This window comes from Pseudomonas sp. FW305-3-2-15-C-LB1 (assembly GCF_058787615.1).
Genome location: NZ_JBYSZX010000003.1, coordinates 145,533 through 166,835, shown reverse-complemented (window position 1 = coordinate 166,835; position 21,303 = coordinate 145,533). Strand labels below are relative to the sequence as shown.

At 59.9% G+C, this 21,303-nt stretch carries 21 protein-coding genes; 13 read left to right on the top strand and 8 right to left on the bottom strand.

What is annotated here, in order from left to right; genetic code table 11:
• The 4 genes from AC3WP7_RS07535 to AC3WP7_RS07520 all read left to right on the top strand — a co-directional run bounded on the left by AC3WP7_RS07535 (window position 1) and on the right by AC3WP7_RS07520 (window position 4,913).
• The gene (locus AC3WP7_RS07535; RefSeq protein WP_092248505.1) at window positions 1-888 is read left to right on the top strand and encodes a LysR family transcriptional regulator; all 888 of its coding nucleotides are present in this window, start codon (window positions 1-3) and stop codon (window positions 886-888) included.
• Between the two features lie 97 nt (window positions 889-985).
• Window positions 986-1,825 (top strand): formate dehydrogenase accessory sulfurtransferase FdhD, encoded by an 840-nt coding sequence (fdhD, locus tag AC3WP7_RS07530; protein ID WP_093121647.1) that lies wholly within the window; start codon window positions 986-988, stop codon window positions 1,823-1,825.
• On the top strand, window positions 1,822-4,170 hold the full coding sequence (locus AC3WP7_RS07525; RefSeq protein WP_092248511.1) for an FdhF/YdeP family oxidoreductase: 2,349 nt from the start codon (window positions 1,822-1,824) through the stop codon (window positions 4,168-4,170). The genes fdhD and AC3WP7_RS07525 overlap by 4 nt, the downstream gene beginning before the upstream one ends.
• Before the next feature lie 266 nt (window positions 4,171-4,436).
• Window positions 4,437-4,913, top strand: a complete 477-nt coding sequence (locus AC3WP7_RS07520) for a glycine zipper domain-containing protein (protein ID WP_058424794.1) — start codon at window positions 4,437-4,439, stop codon at window positions 4,911-4,913.
• A 34-nt stretch (window positions 4,914-4,947) separates the two neighbouring features.
• On the opposite strand, the gene AC3WP7_RS07515 is transcribed toward AC3WP7_RS07520, so the two are convergent.
• Together AC3WP7_RS07515 and AC3WP7_RS07510 are read right to left on the bottom strand one after the other, a co-directional pair.
• Window positions 4,948-5,382, bottom strand: a complete 435-nt coding sequence (locus AC3WP7_RS07515) for an acyl-CoA thioesterase (RefSeq protein WP_102591436.1) — start codon at window positions 5,380-5,382, stop codon at window positions 4,948-4,950.
• A gap of 22 nt (window positions 5,383-5,404) precedes the next feature.
• The gene (locus AC3WP7_RS07510; RefSeq protein WP_092248516.1) at window positions 5,405-7,342 is read right to left on the bottom strand and encodes a RecQ family ATP-dependent DNA helicase; all 1,938 of its coding nucleotides are present in this window, start codon (window positions 7,340-7,342) and stop codon (window positions 5,405-5,407) included.
• Between the two features lie 164 nt (window positions 7,343-7,506).
• Here AC3WP7_RS07510 and AC3WP7_RS07505 point away from each other — a divergent pair, with 164 nt between their 5' ends.
• Window positions 7,507-8,556: a S8 family peptidase gene (locus AC3WP7_RS07505; RefSeq protein WP_102591435.1), complete on the top strand. Its 1,050-nt coding sequence runs from the start codon at window positions 7,507-7,509 to the stop codon at window positions 8,554-8,556.
• Window positions 8,557-8,618: 62 nt separating this feature from the next.
• Here AC3WP7_RS07505 and AC3WP7_RS07500 read toward each other — a convergent pair whose 3' ends face one another.
• The gene (locus tag AC3WP7_RS07500; protein ID WP_092248522.1) at window positions 8,619-9,794 is read right to left on the bottom strand and encodes a tetratricopeptide repeat protein; all 1,176 of its coding nucleotides are present in this window, start codon (window positions 9,792-9,794) and stop codon (window positions 8,619-8,621) included.
• Between the two features lie 175 nt (window positions 9,795-9,969).
• Here AC3WP7_RS07500 and AC3WP7_RS07495 point away from each other — a divergent pair, with 175 nt between their 5' ends.
• From AC3WP7_RS07495 to AC3WP7_RS07480, 4 genes are all read left to right on the top strand, one after another.
• Window positions 9,970-10,140, top strand: a complete 171-nt coding sequence (locus tag AC3WP7_RS07495) for a YhfG family protein (protein WP_016979054.1) — start codon at window positions 9,970-9,972, stop codon at window positions 10,138-10,140.
• Window positions 10,140-10,739 carry a putative adenosine monophosphate-protein transferase Fic gene (locus AC3WP7_RS07490; protein ID WP_102591434.1) on the top strand — a complete coding sequence of 200 codons (600 nt, stop codon included), beginning with the start codon at window positions 10,140-10,142 and terminating at the stop codon, window positions 10,737-10,739. The genes AC3WP7_RS07495 and AC3WP7_RS07490 overlap by 1 nt, the downstream gene beginning before the upstream one ends.
• 272 nt (window positions 10,740-11,011) lie before the next feature.
• Window positions 11,012-11,644: a DUF1493 family protein gene (locus AC3WP7_RS07485; RefSeq protein WP_256575670.1), complete on the top strand. Its 633-nt coding sequence runs from the start codon at window positions 11,012-11,014 to the stop codon at window positions 11,642-11,644.
• A 98-nt stretch (window positions 11,645-11,742) separates the two neighbouring features.
• Window positions 11,743-12,606, top strand: coding sequence for an EamA family transporter (locus AC3WP7_RS07480; RefSeq protein ID WP_256575404.1), 864 nt, complete (start codon window positions 11,743-11,745; stop codon window positions 12,604-12,606).
• A 58-nt stretch (window positions 12,607-12,664) separates the two neighbouring features.
• Here AC3WP7_RS07480 and AC3WP7_RS07475 read toward each other — a convergent pair whose 3' ends face one another.
• Entirely contained in the window at window positions 12,665-14,206 is a 1,542-nt protein-coding gene (locus AC3WP7_RS07475) for a phosphoenolpyruvate carboxykinase (protein WP_071492490.1), read from the bottom strand.
• A gap of 179 nt (window positions 14,207-14,385) precedes the next feature.
• Window positions 14,386-15,288, bottom strand: coding sequence for an Hsp33 family molecular chaperone HslO (gene hslO / locus AC3WP7_RS07470; RefSeq protein WP_071492491.1), 903 nt, complete (start codon window positions 15,286-15,288; stop codon window positions 14,386-14,388).
• A gap of 103 nt (window positions 15,289-15,391) precedes the next feature.
• Here hslO and AC3WP7_RS07465 point away from each other — a divergent pair, with 103 nt between their 5' ends.
• Window positions 15,392-16,195, top strand: a complete 804-nt coding sequence (locus tag AC3WP7_RS07465) for a phosphatase PAP2 family protein (RefSeq protein WP_092248537.1) — start codon at window positions 15,392-15,394, stop codon at window positions 16,193-16,195.
• 52 nt (window positions 16,196-16,247) lie between these two features.
• On the opposite strand, the gene AC3WP7_RS07460 is transcribed toward AC3WP7_RS07465, so the two are convergent.
• Window positions 16,248-16,655, bottom strand: coding sequence for an RNA-binding S4 domain-containing protein (locus AC3WP7_RS07460; protein WP_093121663.1), 408 nt, complete (start codon window positions 16,653-16,655; stop codon window positions 16,248-16,250).
• A 116-nt stretch (window positions 16,656-16,771) separates the two neighbouring features.
• Between AC3WP7_RS07460 and rimA the strand changes: the two genes are divergently transcribed.
• From rimA to rimK, 3 genes are read left to right on the top strand one after another with little or no spacing between them, the layout of a single operon-like run.
• Window positions 16,772-17,551, top strand: a complete 780-nt coding sequence (rimA, locus tag AC3WP7_RS07455) for a S6 modification regulatory phosphodiesterase RimA (RefSeq protein ID WP_092248543.1) — start codon at window positions 16,772-16,774, stop codon at window positions 17,549-17,551.
• Between the two features lie 13 nt (window positions 17,552-17,564).
• Window positions 17,565-18,047, top strand: coding sequence for a retropepsin-like aspartic endopeptidase RimB (gene rimB, locus AC3WP7_RS07450; protein WP_071492495.1), 483 nt, complete (start codon window positions 17,565-17,567; stop codon window positions 18,045-18,047).
• Entirely contained in the window at window positions 18,044-18,949 is a 906-nt protein-coding gene (rimK, locus tag AC3WP7_RS07445; RefSeq protein WP_010214091.1) for a 30S ribosomal protein S6--L-glutamate ligase, read from the top strand. Before rimB ends, rimK begins: the two co-directional genes overlap by 4 nt.
• 95 nt (window positions 18,950-19,044) lie before the next feature.
• On the opposite strand, the gene AC3WP7_RS07440 is transcribed toward rimK, so the two are convergent.
• Together AC3WP7_RS07440 and ompR are read right to left on the bottom strand one after the other, a co-directional pair.
• Window positions 19,045-20,358, bottom strand: a complete 1,314-nt coding sequence (locus tag AC3WP7_RS07440) for an ATP-binding protein (RefSeq protein WP_071492496.1) — start codon at window positions 20,356-20,358, stop codon at window positions 19,045-19,047.
• 117 nt (window positions 20,359-20,475) lie between these two features.
• Window positions 20,476-21,216, bottom strand: a complete 741-nt coding sequence (gene ompR, locus AC3WP7_RS07435) for an osmolarity response regulator transcription factor OmpR (RefSeq protein ID WP_016979041.1) — start codon at window positions 21,214-21,216, stop codon at window positions 20,476-20,478.
• Window positions 21,217-21,303: the final 87 nt, after the last annotated feature.

The window sequence follows — 21,303 nt, the reverse complement described above, 5'->3', positions numbered from 1 at the left end:
ATGGACATCAAACAGTTGAAATTCCTGATCGCCCTCGACGAGACCCGCCACTTCGGCCAGGCGGCCGCGCGTTGCCACATCACTCAACCGACCCTGTCGATGCGCTTGCGCAGCCTTGAAGAAGAGCTGGACCTGCCTTTGGTCAATCGCGGCCAGCGCTTCGAGGGCTTTACCGCCCCCGGTGAGCGCGTGCTGGCCTGGGCACGCACGGTGCTGGCGGCGTATGACGGCTTGCAGGCCGAAGCGGCCGCCTGTCGCGGCAACCTCGTCGGCACATTGCGCCTGGGCGTGGTGCCGTTGTCGAGCTTCGATCCCTTGGCGTTGATGCAGCAACTGCACAAAGAACACCCGAACCTGCGTTTCGAGCTGTCGGCGCTCAGCTCCGAACAGATCCTTGAGCAACTGGCGAGCAATCGCCTGGACCTGGGCGTGTCTTACCTGGAGCGCCTGGACACCGAGCGTTTCGACTCGCTGGCCTTGGGCGAAACCCGCATGGGCCTGCTCTACGACCAACGCTTCTTCAGCTTTGGCGACACGCCGTTGAGCTGGGAAGCCCTGATCGAACTGCCCCTGGGCATGCTCACCAGCGGCATGCACTTTCGCCAATCCATCGACCACAACTTCCACAGCCGTGGACTCAACCCGCAGCCATTGTTGCAGACCGACGCCGTCCATCAGTTGTTGCAAGCCGTGCATGGCGGCTTGTGCTGCGCCGTGATGCCTTTGGACGGTGGCCTGGATGCACTCACCGAGCATCTGCGCCTGCAGCCGATCGAAGACGCCCATACACTCGCGCGCCTGGGCTTGATCATGCGCCGCAGTGCACCGCGCTCGGCGCTGGCAGAGGCGTGTTTCGCGCTGTATCAGAAATCGCAAAACGAGTCTTGATCGACGTCATCTATCGGAAGATCAGTACTGGCGATTAGACGCGACGCTTTGTCGCGCCTAGTCTAAACACTGATCAATCCGCCGGTGGTACTGCCCCATGAACGCCAAGCGCCCAGTCTGCGCGGCGCCCGCTCTTGAAACGCCAGCGCCCGCCGCCAGCCAGAGCTACGAGTATTGCAATCTCGAACATACGGAATTCGCCAGCACAGCCCTGGCCGAGGAAGTGGCGTTGGCGATTGCCTACAACGACATCAGCCAAGCGGTAATGCTGGTGACGCCGACAGACCTGGAAGACTTTATCGTCGGCTTCAGCATAGGCAGCGGCATTATCGCCGACGTTAGCGACATTTATGATCTAAAACTCAGCGGATCGGGCTCGGCTCAATACGCTCAGGTGCAGATCTCCAGCCGCGCCTTCTGGAACCTCAAGCAACAGCGCCGGCAACTGGCCGGCACCAGTGGTTGCGGTCTGTGCGGTGTAGAGGCGGTAGAACAAGCATTGCCTGACCTTGATGTACTGCCGGGCGCGCCTTTGCCGCCTGCCGAATGGCTGGATGGCCTGCGCCAACGCATCAGCGCGTTCCAGCCCTTGGGCCAGTACAGCGGCGCCGTGCATGCCGCCGTATTTATGAACGGCCAGGGCGAATTGTTGCTGGGCCGCGAAGACATTGGCCGACATAACGCCCTGGATAAATTGATCGGTGCATTGATCCGCCAAAAAATTCCGACCGAAGGCGGCCTGGCGATTGTTACCAGCCGTTGCAGCCTGGAGTTGATCCAGAAAGTCCTGCGCGCGGGCATCCAGACCCTGGTCAGCCTTTCGTCACCCACCGGCCTCGCCCTGCAATGGGCGCGCCGGCATAACCTCAATCTCATCCACCTGCCGCAGAAAAGTGCGCCGCGGGTCTACAGCCCTGCGATGGAGAACCAGCCATGAGCCAGCACCACCAAGCCGACCAAACCCCGACCCCGCGCTACAAGCCCTACAAAGGCCCGGCCGGCGGCTGGGGCGCACTGATCAGCGTGGCGCAAGCCTGGCTGACCAGCGACAACGCGCTGAAAAACCTGCGCATGATGCTCAAGACCAACCAGAACGGCGGCTTCGACTGCCCGGGCTGCGCCTGGGGTGACTCGCCGGAGAGCGGCATGGTCAAGTTCTGCGAAAACGGCGCCAAGGCGGTCAACTGGGAAGCTACAAAGCGCCGTGTGGATGGTGCATTTTTCGCCAAGCACAGCGTCACCGCCTTGCTGGAACAGAGCGACTACTGGCTGGAATACCAGGGCCGCCTGACCGAGCCGATGCGCTATGACGCCGAAACCGACCGCTACACGCCCATCAGTTGGGAAGCGGCCTTCGACCTGGTCGGCAAGCACCTCAACGCCCTGCCCAGCCCTGACATGGCCGAGTTCTACACCTCGGGTCGCGCCAGCAACGAAGCGGCCTACCTGTACCAATTGTTCGTGCGCGCCTACGGCACCAACAACTTCCCGGACTGTTCGAACATGTGCCACGAAGCCAGCGGCGTTGCCCTGGCGCAAAGCGTGGGCGTCGGCAAAGGCACCGTGACCTTTGATGACTTCGAACATGCCGATGCGATCTTCGTCTGGGGCCAGAACCCCGGCACCAACCACCCGCGCATGCTCGAACCGCTGCGTGAAGCGGTTAAACGCGGCGCTCAGGTGGTGTGCATCAACCCACTCAAAGAGCGCGGCCTGGAACGCTTCCAGCACCCGCAACACCCGCTGGAAATGCTCACCAACGGCGACAAGCCAACCAACACCGCCTACTTCCGCCCGGCGCTGGGTGGCGACATGGCCATCCTGCGCGGCATGGCCAAGTTCCTGCTCCTGTGGGAGCGCCAGGCCCAGGCCGAAGGCAAGGAGGCCGTGTTCGACCACGACTTCCTCAACGAGCACACCGCCAACGTGCTGGAATACCTGGGCAAGATCGACGATACCTCCTGGGATGAGATCGTCGAACAGTCCGGCCTGACCCTGGTCGAGATCGAGCAAGCCGCGCGCATGTACGCCAAAGGCAAGAACGTGATCATGTGCTGGGCGATGGGCATCACCCAGCACCGCCATTCGGTGCCGACCATCCAGGAAATCGCCAACCTGATGCTGCTGCGCGGCAATATCGGCCGCCCAGGCGCCGGCCTGTGCCCGGTGCGTGGCCACAGTAACGTGCAGGGCGACCGCACCATGGGCATCAACGAACGCCCTCCGGTGGCGTTCCTCGATTCCCTGGAGCGTCGCTTCCAATTCCAGGTGCCGCGTGAAAACGGGCACAACGTAGTGGAAGCCATCCACGCCATGCTCGAAGGCCGCTCCAAGGTGTTTATCGGCCTGGGCGGCAACTTCGCCCAAGCCACGCCGGACAGCCTGCGTACCTTCGAAGCCCTGCGCAATTGCGACCTTACCGTGCAGATCAGCACCAAGCTCAACCGTAGCCATTTGATGCACGGCAAAGATGCACTGATCCTGCCGTGCCTGGGCCGTACCGACATCGATATCCAGGCCGAAGGCCCGCAAGCGGTGACGGTGGAAGACTCGTTCAGCATGGTCCACGGTTCCAATGGCCAGTTGCAGCCGCTGTCGAAACTCATGAAATCCGAACCGGCAATCCTGGCCGGTATCGCTGCCGCGACCCTGGGCAGCAAGCCGGTGGACTGGAACTGGCTGGTGGCCGACTACAGCCGCATCCGCGACCTGATTGCCGACACCATTCCCGGCTTCAAGGACTTCAACGAGAAGATCAAGCATCCGGGCGGTTTCTATCTGGGCAACTCCGCGGGCGCGCGCCGCTGGAATACCCCGTCGGGCCGCGCCAACTTCCGCCCGAACATCCTGCCCAAGGACTTGATCCACGAACGCACCCACGCGACCGGCCGCGTACCGGACCTGATCATGCAATCGATGCGCTCCCACGATCAGTACAACACCACCATCTACGGCCTGGACGACCGCTACCGTGGGGTCAAGGGCCAGCGTGACGTGCTGTTCGTCAACGAAGCCGACATCATCCGCCTGGGCTTCAAGCCGGGGCAGAAGGCCGACATCGTGTCATTGTGGGAGGACGGTCGCGAGCGCCGTGTGAAGGGCTTTACCTTGCTGGCGTTCGATATTCCGGCGGGGCAGGCTGCGGCTTACTACCCGGAAGTGAACCCGCTGGTGCCGCTGGAAAGCACCGGGGATGGCAGCCATACACCGACGTCGAAGTTCGTGGCGATCCGGTTGGAAGCGGCGAGTGACAATGGCTTGATCATGGCGCGCTCGGCCTGATCGGGACCGTTGTGGTGGGCAGGCTTGTATTGGCCTGCTCGCCACAGGGAATTACCCGCAAAAGGAATTTCGGGCACAAAAAAGGCCGCTTTTGCATAAAAGCGGCCGTTCCGAAGTAGCTAAAGACTCGCAAAACAGACTTAAGTTCCCGAGTAAAAACAGTAACTTATAGAATTGTGTACAACTCGTGCTACTGGTCGGATTTCTATTGTCACAATCCAGATACAGCCTCAGGATCGCGCCGTCATCCTCTTGAGGTCTCCCTAATGAAGTTCTCCTCGATTCTCTTGTTGTCCCTTGGCCTGGTCAGTGGCGCAGCCATGGCCGGTGGCACCACCGAAGCCGGTGTGGGCGGCGCATTGGGCGGGGTTCTGGGTTCGGTCGTTGGCCAGCAGCTAGGCGGCAACACCGGTTCGACCATCGGCGCAGCCTTGGGTGGCGCGGGTGGTAGTGCGGTGGGCGCCGACAAGCGCAGCCGTGGCGAAGCCGCTATTGGCGGCGCATTGGGCGCAGCCGGCGGCAACGTTGTGGGCCGCAGTGTCGGCGGCAGCACCGGCGCACTGATCGGTTCAGCGGCCGGCGGTGGTGCCGGTGGCGCACTGGGCAACTACATGGGCAACAAGAGCGATGATGACGACCGTCGCAGCCGTGGCCGTGATCACCGCCGTTATGACCGTGACGACCACCGTGGGCGCGGTCATGCCTATGGGCATCGCAAGAACAAGCATCACTACCGCGACTGATAGTTGCTGAGTGCAGGAGCCGGCTTGCCGGCTCCTACAGGGTGATCAACCGCTGCAATGCCTCGCGCAACCGCCCCGGAATCGTCACCGGCTGGTTCGTCCCCCGATCCACGAACACATGCACAAACCGCCCCGCCGCACAGGCGTCTTCTTCGCCCGCCTTGAACACCGCCAACTCGTACTGCACTGAGCTGTTGCCCAGCTTGCCCACCCGCAGGCCGATGTCGATGCGCTCGGGAAAGGCGATCGACGCAAAGTAATCACACGCCGAATTCACCACAAACCCCACCACATCGCCTTCCTGAATATCCAGGCCACCTTGCTCGATCAGGTAGGTATTCACTGCCGTGTCAAAGAAGCTGTAGTAGGTCACGTTGTTCACATGGCCATACACATCGTTGTCGTGCCAACGCGTGATGATCGGCTGGAAGTGAGGGAAATCGGCGCGTTGCGGTACGGTATCAGGCATCGGGTCATCTCGTGAAAGTGAGTTACAGGTCATTCAAATGGGCCTGGGCCCACTCGCGTACCTCGGCGTACGGATACTCTTCCAGCACAGCAAAACCCGGAATACCTCGCGCCTTCAGCTTGGTAAACAACGGCACGCTGATGCCCCCGAGGAAACGCGTCAGGCGTTCCGCGCCAGGCAGTTGCCCGGTGTGTTCATGATGCCTGTGGATAAAATCGCCGCACAGCTCCATGAAGTTCTTATCCACAAGTGGCGGCAAGCCCGGCGGCGAAGGAAGGCGCGCAACATGACCGTGGCACACCGAGCAATGCCCACAACGCTGCGGTGCATTTTCATCGCCAAAGTACTGTGCCAGGCGCTGCCCCAGGCAGTGTTCGGTGGCAAACAGATCGAGCATGGCGTGAATCCGCGCGACTTCTGCCACCTCGTGCTGCTTGAAGCCTGTGTATAACTCAGCGCTCAACACCTGTGGATCGAAATCGGTCTCCAGCAGGCTGTAGACCTCGGTCATTTGCTTGCTTTCCAGTTCGATCAGGCCCTGCTCCTGGAAATAATCCAGCGCCTTCACCACCCGATTGCGCTCGGCGTTGTGCTGCTGATACAGCACGTCGAAATCCACTGTCGCCCAGCTCCTCGCGCGCTTGCAAACCTGGATGATCGCCGCGACAAACTGCTGCCGCTCACCGGAGAAACGTGCAAGCAAAGCCTCAGGTTCGACCAGGTATTTGAAACGGTACTCGGCATAAAACGCGTAACGCGGCGCGATCACGCCCTTGAGCTCCAACTGCACCAGCAGCGTCTTCAACGGCAGCTCGCGGATATTGCTGAGGTCCGACAAGGACCTGAGCAAAAACTCCCACTGCCCATCGCCCCGTGCGGCCTGCAACTCTTCCAGCACCCGCCGGATACCTTCCTGCTCTGGCGTATCGCCGTACACGAAATTTTCCAGCACATTGAGGCTGTCGCGATTGGCCAGCACCAGGCAGTCGGATGGCTGCCCATCGCGCCCCGCCCGGCCAATCTCCTGGCTATAGTTCTCGATGGATTTGGGCAGGTCAAAGTGCACCACGTTGCGGATATCACTCTTGTCGATGCCCATGCCAAACGCGATGGTGGCGACGATGCAATTGGAGCGTCCACCCATGAAGCGCTGCTGGATGCCCTCGCGTTTATCGTGGGGCAAACCCGCGTGATAGGCCTCGGCCTGGATGCCGTTGCGATTCAGGTGCTCGGCAATCTGCTCGGCGGTTTTCTGCAAGGTAACGTAGACAATGCTCGGCTGGTCGACGCGCTCACTCATCCACTGCACCAGCCGGCGACGCTTGTCCGCACCGCTGACCGGCTCCACCAGCAGGTTGAGGTTGGGCCGGTAGAAGCCCGTGGTGACCACATCGTCCGGGGCAATGGCGAACTTGGCCTGCATGTCGGCAATCACCTTGGGCGTGGCTGTCGCCGTCAGCAGCAGTGCTTGTGGGATATTGAACTGACGCTGGTAGTCCGGCAGTTTCAGATAGTCCGGACGGAAGTTGTGGCCCCATTCGGAAATACAGTGGGCCTCGTCCACCACCAACAACGAGATCCGCACACTTTGCAGGAAGTTACGGAAGCGCTCGTTCTTCAAGCGCTCCACCGAAATCATCAGGATCTTGAGTTCGCCCGACCGCGCACGGGCCATGACCTCATTGGCCTCATCGCGGTTCTGGGCCGAGTCGATACTGCCCGCCGCAATGCCATGGCGCTGCAGGAAACCCAGCTGATCCTGCATCAACGCCAACAGCGGCGATACCACCAGCGTCAGGTGCGGCAGCAATACCGCCGACAGCTGGTAACACAGGGACTTGCCCGACCCGGTAGGGAAAATAGCGGCCGCCGAACGCCCGGCCAGTATGGCGCTGACCGTTTCTTCCTGGCCCGGACGAAACTGTGGATAACCAAAGACCTGTTGGAGGGTGTCGTGCATAGGCTGTCACTCCATTGACCGCTGAGGGAGTCAAAAACATAGATCAGCGATCGAGAATAGGTCGGGGATAAACGCTACAAACTGATACAGAGAAAACCAGCAGGCCGACGCAAAAACGAAGACATTAACATGCCTGATCACAAGCGCCCGACCCGGAGTCGTGAATGTCGCACAAGCCAGTATTCCCATCGCTACGCCTGAGCCTGCTCACATTGCCGCTGTTGCTGTCGGGGTGCGTGACCCCACCCTCCCCAAAGCCCGCCGAGCCGGATACACAGCGCTTTGATACCCTCGAGTACCTGGCGCAAAAAGCCCTGCCCGTCGTCAAGGCATCAGCACTCTACGCACGGGGTGGCACAGGCCAGGGTGTCAAAGTGGCACTGATCGATTCAGGCCTGAACCAGGACCTGCCTGAGTTCTACGGTCGCGTGGCCGACCCGGGCTACGACTTTGTGCGCCACCAGCCGGGAACCCTCGATATCAAGGGTCACGGCACCCAGATGGCCGGTATTCTCGCCGCCAACAAGAACGACCAGGGCATCCACGGCATTGCGTTTAACGCCCAGTTGATTCCCATGCGCTTCGGTGATGACAAGGAGCCTTTTTATTTTGACAGTGAAATTGCCCAGGCCTGGACGCTCGCACACACAAAGGGCGCACGGATCTTCAGCAACTCATGGGCCAATCCCATCGAAGCCAACACCAACGAAGTTCCCATCTATGAACGCTTGATGGGGGACTCATTGGACGTGGCGAAAAAGCTGGTCGCCGAGGGTGATGTTTTCGTGTTTTCCACCGGCAATGAGGTCAAGCGTGAGCCGCTTGCCGAGCCCGGCCTGCCGGCACTGGTGCCTGAACTGGAGAAGGGCTGGATAGCCGTCATGGCACTCAAGAGCGACGGCACCGCCATCAATCTCAAGTCCAACTATTGCGGCCTCGCGGCCCGCTGGTGCATCGCGGTACCGGGAGGTGACGGTGGAGCAGGGCTGTTGACCACCAACAAGGACGGCAGCTACGGACCTACGGCCGGCACTTCGCCAGCCGCTGCGCTGGTCAGCGGCGCCTTGGCTGCCTTGCAAAGTCGCTTTCCCGAAATGACGCCGCAACAAGTGCGTGACCGCCTGCTCAGCACCGCCAATCGAACAGGCATCTACGCCAACAGCGAAGCCTATGGGCGTGGGTTGATGGACCTGGACGCTGCCTCGCGCCTGTAATCGCGCCCAAACAAACAACGCGCCCTAAGGCGCGTTGTCGGTAGAGCATTTGTCGCTGTGTATCAGCGGTTCTGCACCCGCTCGATCGCCGTGTCATACACCGGGTTAGCCTTCTGCTCCTTGGCCAACTGGTAGTGACGCAACGCATCCGGGAACTGCCCCGCCGCTTCGTAGATCCGCGCAATGTTGTAGTAAGCGCCCGCTCGCACCGTCGCAGCGTTCGCGCCCGTGGCGAGGGCGATAGCCTTGCGATTGGCCCAGATCGACTCGGCGGTGTTGCCGGCCTTCTGATACGCCAGGCCCAGGTTGCCGTAGGCCTTGCCGAAACCATTGTCCAACTCGATAGCCTGGCGGAACAGGTCGATAGCCTGGTCCAGCTTGCCGGCCTGGTAAGCCGCTTCACCTTGCACGTTCAGACGTTTTGCATCGGCTTGTGCAGAAGAGCTCACCGCCACAGCGGTAACGGCCACGCTGTCATCCAGCAACGGTTTGACTTCGTTAAGCACGTTCGCCGCGTTCACCGTCACGCCACTGAAGGTGTTGATGTCCTGGAAGTCGCCACTGCCGGTCATGCGGAACACGGTCCACAGGTTGCCGCTGCGGTTTTTCGGCACGTAGTAGGTACGCACCAGCGATTGGCCCATGTACACGAATACCTTGGCTTCGCTGTTGGACAGCTGGCGCGAGCCTGGATTGCCGCCGTTGGTGAAGTCATGCACGGCATACACGTAGCTTTCGCCGTAGTGTTTTTTCTGCAGGGTGATGGTTTCCGGGCCGTAGCTGTCGACGTCATCCACGTCCAGTTCAGCGTCGGTGCCCGTCTTGTTCTCGAAGTAGATATTGTTGCCAGGGAAGATCATGTGGGAGTCGAGGTCTTCCGGGGTTTTGCCCCAGGTCAGTACCACACGCAGGCCGTCGAGGTTTTCCATCACCGGGCTGATGGCATACGTCATCCCGGCGCATGGGCACTTCACCACCAGGTTCGAGTAGCCTGGCTTCTTGATGATCAGAAGATTGGTGGCATCGTCTGCGGCTTCGCTGGTGAGGGTCACTTGCCCCTGGGCGTTGGTACGGCCCACTACGTTCTGCGCACCGTTGCGTTGCAGCAACACCTCGGCGTCGGCGATTTTCTGGTCCTTGACCACCGCACTGAGCACTTCAATCGGCAATTGCGCCGCCTGGACTGAAAACGCGACCGCACACAATGACATTGCCGAAGCAACACGCAGCAAACCCATGCTTAACTCCCTTTAAGTAGCGGGCGGAATCGCCCTGCAAGATTTTGCGGTGAAACATACTCCGAAATGCGTGGGCTGGCGGATTATTTATACAGAATGTGACGTGGTTTTTATCCCGCCTGCCTGTTGAAGCATTGCGCTACAATCAAGCCTTGCTACCCAAGAGTACGCTGCCATGAGCGAACCGACGTTTGAGCAAAAACAGGATCATTACCACAAGATCCGCCGTTCCAATTACCTGGCCAGCCTGCGCCTGGAAGGGTTCGACACCCAACCGGCCGACGTCGACAAGCCCTTGCCGACCCGTGAAGCCGTCCTTGCCAAGTACCGCAACACCCCACGCTGATGCTCGACAAATACGGGGTGGGCCAGGATCCGTACTGCTATCCCGGTAGCAGCGTCCTGCGCAACCGCCTCGATCTGCACGACGAAACCCGACTGCACCAGGCCGAGCGGGAATTATCCGAAATCGCCGTAGGCAACCTCCATCTCTTCCCGCCGCCCTACGACCTCGAACGCCTGCAACACATACACCGCGTCCTGTTCGGCGACCTCTACGACTGGGCCGGTGAACTGCGCAGCGTCAACATCCAGAAGGGCGACACGCTGTTCTGCACCCCGGAACGCATCCCGCCGGAAGCGGCGAAGATCATCCGGCAAATGGAGGCAGCGAACTGGTATGTCGGGGCGAGCCAGGCCGAGCTAGTGAAGCAGATTGCCGAAGCCTATGGCGACCTCAACGTCATCCATCCCTTCCGCGAAGGTAATGGCCGAGCACAACGGATCTTGTTCGAGCAGATCATCGTGAATGCCGGGTTTTCAGTGAACTGGTGGCTGGTGAAGCACGCGGCGTGGATACCAGCGAATATTGATGCGGTGGCCTGTGATTATCGGGGGCTGGAGGCGATTTTTGAGCGGTGTGTGAGTAGGCCGGTCGGCAACTGACACACCCCAGCCCCCCCCCCCCCCTCACATCACTTGCCTGTTTTGCTGTTAAGTCACTGCAAGCCACAAATCCCGGAAAGCCCTGTAAGAAACCTCCAAATACCACGACATCCCCCTCTGAAACTGCTTAAAACTCCTGCCCACCCCTCTATAAAACTCACCTTTCTCTGACTGAAACTGGCGCCCTTTCAGCAGCCCCGGCAAATACAAGTGAACATTGAAAGGACTCAACATATCGGCCACGGCTCAACAGCTCCAGAGTGGCTAAGACGATGAACGAATACATCGAATGGATTTATCTGCTCCTCCTCATCGCACTGGCCGCCATAATTGACAGGTCAATAAGGCTACCAGTGCTCAGAAGATGGTTTGGACTCTGCCTCTTGGTCACCGGCCCAATACTTCTGTTGTATGCCACCTCATGGATCAGAGGTGCTCAGCTTGGGAGCCTGCCGATAATCGCCTTCGTGACAGGCATCGGGTTATTGAGCACTCAGAATATCTATTGCAAAGTAAAAGCCAATCACCCACTCCTGCGTGCCCCCACCATGAACCTCGCCCTCAACTTCCCCGAAGACCCCGTGATGCAGCAACTCCTGCAGCTCTTGCACGAAGAAATCGGCCTGCCCAAACACAAGACGATCCGCCTGCAAACTTCGATCAACTTCGACCTGGGCTGCGACGGCAGTGAGGCCAAGCACCTGATGGAAGCGCTGGAGCAGGAATTCGCCCTCGACTTGGGTGACTACGACACTTATCGTTACTTCAACCCGCCGGTGTTTGATGTGTTCCTCAAGCGCCGGGCCAAGGGGCGCGGCGAAAAAGTGCCGCTGACCATCGGCATGCTCTACCTGGCGATCAAGACCCACAGCTGGGACACGCAGACGCTGGAAAACCTGAGCTGAGCGAACACAAACTCCAGGCACACCGGTACTCAAATTGTGGCAGGGGGCAAGTCCCCTCTCACATTCGATGAGCGTGCTCAAAACAACAAGGACCTTACATGGACGTAACAATGGGCCTGCTGGCCGCCCTGCTCTGGGGCGGCACGGATTTTCTCGTGGGCCTCAACGCCCGCGCCGTGGGCGTAAAACGCGCGGTGTATTTCGGCCAGGCGCTGGGCTTTCTGATCATGACCCTGCTGCTGGTCATCCTCCCGACCTTCCTGTTCAAAGCCCTCGACGCCGCGCTGAGCGTCTGGCTGCTGGGCATCGCTGCCGCCCTGTTCACTGTCTCCGGCGCTCTTGCACTGTCCAAGGCCTTCGCCCTGGGCAAAGCCGCCATCGTGGCGCCGCTGGTGACCTCCTACGGCGTGGTGACCACACTTCTGTCCTGGGCCAGCGGTGAACACATCAGCCCGACGCAACTGGGCTGCATCGCCCTGTGTGTAATCGGCGTGATCCTCTCCAGCATCCATAAGGACAACGGCGTCCCCCACAACAACCCCAGCCAGTCGATCGCCTACGCCATGCTCGCCGCCCTGCTGTATGGCACCAGCTTCTGGCTGCAAGGCCGCTACACACTGCCGGCGCTGGGACCGATCACCATGCTGTGGCTGGGTTACCTGGTGGGCCTGTGCGTACTGCTGGTGATGGTGTTGAAGATCAAGGACGGCTTGAAAATCCCACCGCTGAAAAACTGCGCGACGCTGACCGGGGCGAGCTTGATGAACCTCGGCGGGTTCTCGGCGTTTTCATGGGGGGCGATGGCGGGGTCGGTTTCGGTGGTGACGGTGATCAGTACGTTGTCGGGCGGGATTGCGGCGATCCTGGGATTCATGTTTTTCAAGGAGCGGTTGTCGGCGGTGCAGGTGCTGGGGGTTGTGCTGGTACTGGTCGGCGCAGTGGTTTTACATATCGCCGACTAATCCGACACGCACAAAAAAGCCGCCTCACAAGAGGCGGCTTTTTCACAACGACTGAATCTTACAACTTGGGACCCGCGGCCTTGATCGCATCGCTCACTTCAAACTTCTTGAAGTTCTCGATGAACAGACCGGCCAGCGCCTTCGCCGCTTCGTCGTAGGCAGCCTTGTCGGCCCAGGTGTTACGTGGGTTCAACAGGCCGGTCTCAACGCCCGGTACGGCCAATGGCACGTCGAGGTTGATGGTGTCGAGGTGTTCGGTTTCAGCACCGACCAACGCGCCGCTCTGGATCGCTGCAATCACGCCGCGAGTGGTCGGGATGTTGAAGCGCTTGCCGACGCCGTAGCCGCCGCCGGTCCAGCCGGTGTTGACCAGGTAGACCTTGGAGCCGAAGCCACGGATACGCTTGATCAGCAGTTCAGCGTATTCGCCAGCCGGGCGCGGGAAGAATGGTGCGCCGAAGCAGGTGGAGAAGGTCGACTTGATGCCGCCGCCGGAACCCATCTCAGTCGAGCCTACCAGTGCGGTGTAGCCGGACAAGAAGTGGTAGGCCGCTTGTTCTTCGCTGAGGATCGACACCGGTGGCAGTACGCCGGTCAGGTCGCAGGTCAGGAAGATCACCGCGTTTGGCTCGCCGCCCAGGTTCTTCTCGGAACGCTTGGCCACGTGCTCCAGCGGGTAGGCGGCGCGGCTGTTCTGGGTCAGGCTGACGTTGGTGTAGTCGGCGTGCCCAGCTTCGTCGATCACCACGTTTTCCAGCACGGCGCCGTGCTTGATGGCTTTCCAGATGACCGGCTCGTTCTTCTCGGACAGGTCGATGCACTTGGCATAGCAACCGCCTTCGATGTTGAACACCACGCCTTCGCCCCAGCCGTGTTCGTCGTCACCGATCAGGTAACGGCTTTCGTCGGCGGACAGGGTGGTCTTGCCGGTGCCCGACAGACCGAAGAACAGGGTCACGTCGCCTGCTTCGCCGATGTTGGCGGCGCAGTGCATCGGCAGTACGTCGGAAGCCGGCAGCAGGAAGTTCTGCACCGAGAACATGGCTTTTTTCATTTCACCGGCGTAGCGCATGCCGGCGATCAGGACTTTTTTCTGTGCGAAGTTGAGGATCACGCAACCGTCGGAGTTGGTGCCGTCACGCTCTGGCACGCATTCGAAGTTGGCCACGTTGAGCACTTGCCACTCGTCACGACCGGCCGGGTTGTACTGGGCCGGGTTGATGAACAGGCAACGACCGAACAGGTTCTGCCAGGCAGTCTGGGTGGTCATTTTCACAGCCAGGTAGTGGTCTTCGGAAGCCCCTACGTGAACGTGGGAAACAAAATGCTCTTGCGCGTTGTTGAATGCCTCGACGCGAGCCCAGAGGGCATCGAACTTGTCGGCCGGGAACTTGCGGTTGATCGGGCCCCAGGCGATGGAAGCCTGGGTGGATGGCTCTTCAACGATGAAACGGTCGACCGGCGAACGGCCAGTACGGTGACCGGTTTCGACGACCAGCGCGCCAGTATCGGCGAGCACGCCTTCACCACGCTGCAGGGCTTCTTTAACCAGATCGTCAACACTCAGATCGGTGTATACGGCGTTGTTGGCTTGCGTCATGAGGTTCCCCGTCGGCCTATGGCCGAGTGCTCCAAACGTTTTGTAGTAGAAAGTTGCGCACTACTACCGCGAAAAAAGTGGGCCGGATTATGCCAGAAAAGCCCAAAAAGAGTAGGGCCCTCCCGTCAGAACTGCGCTAATCCGGCGTTTGTCAGGTGATTTACCTGTGCTTAAACGTTTTAGTGGCGGGTGTCGGAAGGGGTGTCGATGCCTGCGCCGGCGAACAATTGCGCTACATCGGCCGCATCGAACAGGTAGCGCTCGTTGCAGAACTGGCAGTCGATCTCGATATGGCCACCGTGCTCCACCACCAGGTTTTGCGCATCTTCCAGGCCCAGGCTGGCCAGCGCATTGGCCGAACGCTCACGCGAGCAACTGCAGTTGAAGCGCAGGCCCTGTGCGTCAAACAGTCGCACGGCCTCTTCGTGGTAAAGGCGGTGCAGGATGGTTTCGTTGTCCAGGCCCAGCAATTCTTCAGCTTTCAGTGTGTCAGCCAGGGCGATGATGTGCCGCCAGCTTTCTGCGCGATCATCGTCGTCTTTGATACGGTCAGCCGGCAATTGCTGCAACAACAGGCCACGGGCGCGCTTGCCGTCGGCGTTAAGCCAGAACTTGGTGCCCACCTGCTGGGACATGACGAAGTAGTTGGTGAAGCAGTCCGACAGGGTTTCGCCATCCAGATCGACGATGCCCTGATAGCGCTGGCCTTCGGTCGGGTCGATGGTAATTGCCAGCACGCCGTTGGCCATCAGGTCGGACAAGGTGGCATCCGGCGCGATCTGATCGGCTTCATAACGGGCCAAGCCACGGATTTCACGCTCGCTGGAGCATTCGATCATCAGCATCGGCACCGGGCCTTCGGAACGCGCCTGCAGAATCAGCAAACCGTCGAACTTCATGGTGCCCACCAGCAACGCTGCCGCGGCCATCAGCTCACCGAGCAGTTGCGCGACCGGCTCCGGATAAGGGTGCTTGGCAAGGACTTCGGCATAGCTGCGCTCCAGCGAGACCAGTTCGCCGCGGGCGTCGCTCTCGTCGAAGATGAAGCGTTGGGTGAAGTCGGTATCCGGTAGATCAGTCATAGGTCTGGGTATCTGAATTGATGACAAAATGATTACAAGGTTTATAGAATTAAACGCTTTAGCACCGTTTTGGTGCGGTTTCTAGAGCCATGAGGGACAGTTTATGAACAATCCGGGTTTGTTCCAAGCCAAGTGGAACCTCGGGCGATGGGCCGTCTGCAATCTACTCGCTATCGGGCTGCTGTGTTTTTGGCTGTGGCCCACCGGCCAGATGCTGTGTGTGATGTTCGACGAGTGGCTGTTTCACCTGCTCAATGACCCGCTGGCAAGCAGTTCCACATGGCTGCACGTGTGGGCTGTCGCCAGTTTGCGACCGTTCGATGCAGTGGTCGGGGTGATTCTGCTGATGCTGTTGATTCGCGGCGATTGGGTGTTCAAGGCGGTGCAAGTGCGCCAGGCCTTGTTAGGTTTTATCGGCATTCTGTTGCTGTTGCTGTTTATCCGCATGCTGTTTTCCAAACTCGCCGCGCACATGGGCTGGCAACACAATAGCCCGTCCATGGTGATCAGCGGGGCGATCCAGATGAGTGACTACTTCCCGGGCCTGGAGAAGACCTGGGAGTTGAAGGACCGTTCGAGTCAGAGCTTCCCGGGGGACCATGCGTCGGTACTGCTGATCTGGGGGATGTTCATGACCGTGTTCGCCAAGCGCATCGGCCAGGTGCTGGTGATCTGGGCCCTGACGCTGCTGTTCATGATGCCGCGCCTGGTGGCGGGGGCACATTGGGGGCAAGACGATTACATCGGCGGAGTGTTGCTGGCACTGTTGGCGTTGGGCTGGGGGTACTACACACCGTTTGCGGCGAAGGTATCGGGTGGGTTGTTGCGGGTAACGGCGCCGGTGTTCGGGCTGGCTGCTCGTTTACCCATAGTGGGGCGAATGAGCGTCGTTAGAACACGGCAATAATCTGTGGCGAGCGGGCTTGCCCCGCTCACTACAAAAGCCCGTTCGATTGAGGCTAGTCATCGTTGCCACTGCCGCGAAACTTGAACAGGTCGCGGCGTTGTTTCTTGCTCGGTTTGCCATCGGTGGTCATGCCAGTGGCACCGGCCTTGCGCATCGCCGCCGCATTTTCACGCTTGGCGATGCTGGCTTCGGTTTCGGCGTATAACGCTTGCGCTTCAGATGCGCCACGACGAACGATGGAAAGCGCCTGAACCACGACCGTCTTTTCATCAAACCCTGCACGAATCTGAAACTCATCACCGACACGTGGCTCTTTGCCCGGCTTGCAGCGCTCGCCACGATGATGCACCTTGCCGCTCTCGATGGCGGCCTTGGCCAGGGCACGGGTTTTATAGAAACGCGCCGCCCACAGCCACTTGTCCAGACGGACCTTTTCTTCCTCTTCCTGCTTTTGAGCCACTTGAATTCCTCGCTCTGAAAAATGTCGCAACTTTACCGTTGAAACCCTTCGACGCATAAATCCCCAGGCTCACCTAAGATACGCCAGGTAGCACCCTGTTTTCGCGAGGATATGTTGTGACCGAATTCCCCCTTTCACTCACCTCGCCCAACCAGCGCTGCGTGGGTTGCCAGCAAAGCGAGCCCCTAGGGTTCGATTTTGCGTTCGCTTACCAGCCTATCGTAGACCTGCGGGACCATTCGATCTTTGCCCACGAAGCCCTGGTGCGTGGCACACAAGGCGAAGGGGCGCTGTCGGTGCTGAACCAGGTCAACGAAGGCAACCGCTACCGCTTCGACCAACGCTGCCGAACCCAGGCGATCGCCGGTGCGGCAACCTTGGGAATGCAAACTCACCTTTCGATCAACTTCATGCCCAATGCCGTGTACCGCCCGGAACTGTGCATCCGTAGCACCCTGGAGGCGGCTCGCGTACATAATTTTCCGTTGAACCAACTGATTTTCGAGACCTTGGAAAGCGAGCATGTAGATAACTATCGCCATTTGACGAATATTCTGCGTGAATATCGCGAATTCGGCTTCAAGACCGCCATCGACGATTTCGGCGCGGGCTATTCGGGGCTGAACCTGCTGGCCGACTTCCAACCTGACCTGATCAAACTCGACATGGCGCTGATCCGCGATGTTGATCAGGACCGTGTCCGTCAGGTCATCGTCCAGGGGATTGTCACAATCTGTGAGCAGTTGGGGGTTACTGTCATCGCCGAAGGCATCGAAAGTGCCGGCGAACGGGACTTTCTCTCCGACTGTGGAATATTTCTGATGCAAGGCTACTGGTTCGCCAAGCCTGCATTTAAAGCCCTGGCCGAGATATCCCCTCAGGCCTGGGCAAATTGATCGGTTATCCATATTGAAGACATTTGACCATTTGACCGTTGTGGGTCTGCGTGAGTGGGTGGCACTTCCCGACTTGGGAGTAGCAGGCCTGCGCGCGAAGATCGACACCGGTGCCAGCACCTCGAGCCTGCACGCCACCGACATTGAACCGTTCGAGCGCGACGGCGAGCAGTGGGTGCGTTTTACCGCACACTTGGGCAGCGTCGTGCAACTGCGTCACCGCCGCTGCGAAGCGCCGCTGGTGACGATGAAAACCATCAAGAGCTCCAATGGCCATGCGCAGGTGCGCTATGTCATCAGCACCACGCTGGCGCTGGGTGATCGGGTATGGCGGGTGGAGTTTACCCTGGCCTGCCGCAAGGCCATGCGTTACCGCCTGTTGCTGGGTTCCAAAGCCTTGATTGACGGCCATTTGGTGGTCAATCCCGGCATCAAGTACGTACAAGACAAGCCGGTGTTCCCGGTCTCTACCCTATCTGCCCCAGGTGCTGCATGAAGATTGCTGTGCTGTCGCGAAACCCGCGTCTGTATTCCACCCGCCGCCTGGTTGAGGCCGGCACCGAACGTGGCCACGAAATGGTGGTGATCGACACGTTGCGTGCCTATATGAACATCGCCAGCCACAAGCCGCAGATCCACTACAGGGGCAAGCCGCTGGAAGGGTTTGATGCCGTGATCCCGCGAATCGGCGCTTCGGTGACGTTTTATGGCTGCGCAGTGCTGCGCCAGTTTGAAATGATGGGGGTGTTTCCTCTCAACGAATCGGTAGCCATTGCCCGCTCGCGGGACAAGCTGCGCTCGCTGCAGTTGCTGTCGCGCCGTGGTATCGGCCTACCGGTGACTGGCTTCGCCCACTCCCCCGACGACATCCCCGACCTGATCGACATGGTCAATGGCGCGCCGCTGGTGATCAAGGTGCTGGAAGGCACCCAGGGTATCGGCGTGGTGCTGTGTGAAACTGCGACGGCGGCGGAATCGGTGATCGAGGCGTTCATGGGTCTCAAGCAGAACATCATGGTGCAGGAATACATCAAGGAAGCCGGTGGCGCGGATATCCGCTGCTTCGTGGTGGGCGACAAGGTGATTGCGGCGATGAAACGCCAGGCCAAGCCGGGGGAGTTCCGCTCCAACCTGCACCGTGGCGGCAGCGCCAGCCTGATCAAGATCACCCCGGAAGAACGCATGACCGCACTGCGGGCGGCCAAGGTGATGGGGTTGAGTGTGGCGGGTGTGGATATATTGCGCTCCAACCATGGGCCACTGGTGATGGAGGTGAATTCATCACCGGGTCTGGAAGGGATCGAGACCACCACCGGCAAGGATGTGGCGGGGATCATCATTCAGCATCTGGAGAAGAATGGTGGGCCAAATATGACCAGGACCAAGGGCAAGGGCTAGAGAAGCAGCCAGCACCCTCAAGCTTTAAGCTGCAAGGACAGGCAAAACAATCCGCCTTTCTCTTGCAGCTTTAAACCGGGAGCTTGCAACTGTGCCTATACCGCATCCCTGGGCAACATCAGCCCAAGCGGCAAGCGTACCCGCGCCTCCAGGCCACCCTCTTCGCGGTTGCGCAACTCAACATTGCCACCATGCATCGAAGCAATCCGCCGCACAATCGCCAACCCAAGGCCAGTGCCCTTGCCACCCCGGGCACGGTCGCCACGGGTGAAGGGGTTGAAGATGCCTTCCAGCTCGTCCGGGTCGATGCCCGCCCCCCGGTCCATCACGCTCAGCACCACATAGGGCGCTGCACTGTCGCCAGACACATACGCCGCCACTTCCACGTCAGAACCGGCGTGATGCAAGGCGTTGCCAATCAGGTTGTTCAACAGGCGCTTCATCGACACCCGACGCAACGCAAACGGCCGGATCGGCTCCAGACGCATGCGCACCTGTTCGCCGTTCTGGTTATAGGGCGCGACCACCTCACGCACCAGGTCCGTCAGGTCGACTTCTTCCACTACCTCATCACGGCCATCGCGGATAAACGCCAGGAACTGGTCGAGAATCGCGTCCATGTCCTCAATGTCGCGGACCATGTCATCGGTGAGATCAGTATGGTTGCCCATCAACTCCAGCGACAGGCGCAATCGCGTCAACGGTGTGCGCAAGTCATGGGACACCCCCGCCAGCATCAGCTCGCGCTCGCGCCCAGCCTGTTCGACGTCTTCCGCCATCTGGTTGAACGCGCCATACACCTCGGTCATTTCGCTGGGCGTATCGCTGACTGGCAGGCGCACACTACGCCCCTGACCCAACTGGCGGGCGGCAAACACAAGACGCTTGAGCGGCTGGTTGAGCTGACGCACAAAGATCCACGCCGACGCCGTTGAAAGCAGCCCGATCGCCAGGAACCAGCCCAGCACGTTCCAGATTTTCTGCCCCCGCAGCGGATGCGGATACAACGGCACCTTCAACCAGTCCTCGCCCAGGCTCGGCGCACGCACCCACAATGCCGGCGATACATGCATGCGCAACCGCACCTCGGTGTCTTCACCGAGTTCAGCCTGCATCTGGCGCTGGTAGATCTCACTGTAGGGCCAATGCTGCTCGCCTTCCGGCACACCCGCGCCCGCCACACGAACCAACGTAGCGGCCTTGGCGATTTTTTCGCGATTCTCAGGGTCAGCTGCCCAATAGGCACGCAGGGTAAGGGCAACACCGTGACTGTATTGTCGATCCACCAGCACGTCCTCGTTCATCAACAGATAAACCAGCGTGAGTGCCTTGGAAAACAGAACGACGATCAGCACCAGCCAAAGGGTGCGGGAGAAGAAACTTTGGGGGAACCACAACGGGGTTTTCATAGAAGACAGCTGGATACCTTGCAGAAACGAGCGGCGCTCGCAGAATTGCAGACGCCGGGCATCCCGTCGACCCTCATGGAGTCAGACACCGGGAGGCCCGTAACTGCAAATCATCGGTCAACTGGTTTTGTTGCCATCCGGCACAAACACATAACCTACGCCCCACACCGTCTGGATATACCGTGGCTTGGACGGGTCCGGCTCGATCATCCGACGCAGTCGGGAGATCTGCACGTCGATGGAGCGCTCCAGCGCATCCCATTCCCGGCCACGGGCCAGGTTCATCAGCTTGTCGCGGGTCAGCGGCTGTCGAGCGTTCATCACCAGGGCCTTGAGCACGGCGAATTCGCCGGTGGTGAGCATGTGCACTTCATCGCCACGCTTGAGCTCACGGGTCGCCAGCGACAGTTCGTAGTCGCCAAAGGTGACACTTTCATCTTCGCTGCCCGGTGCACCCGGTACCGGTGGGGCCTGCCGACGCAGTACGGCCTTGACCCGCGCCATCAGCTCGTCGGGGTTGAAGGGTTTGGCCAGGTAGTCATCAGCGCCCAGTTCCAGGCCCTTGATGCGACTCAGCTCATCGCCCTTGGCGGTGAGCATGATGATTGGAATCTGGTTGTTCGCGCCGCGCAGGCGCTTGCAGGCGGTCAGGCCGTCTTCACCGGGCAGCATGAGGTCGAGTACGACCAGGTTGAAGACTTCGCGCCCCAGCAGTCGGTCCATCTGCTCGGTGTTCGGCACCGCGCGGGCACGGTAACCCTTGGAGTTGAAGAAACGCTCCAGCAGGCTGCTCAGCCCCGGATCGTCATCAACGATGAGAATTTTTTCGCCTTCAGCAGTTTGTGCAGTGCTGCTCATTGGATGCTCCTCTTATCTCGGCGCGCATTATGGCCTAGCTGCCGTTATACGCACCGTGTGCATTGTTAGCAGATTTTTCCTCTACCG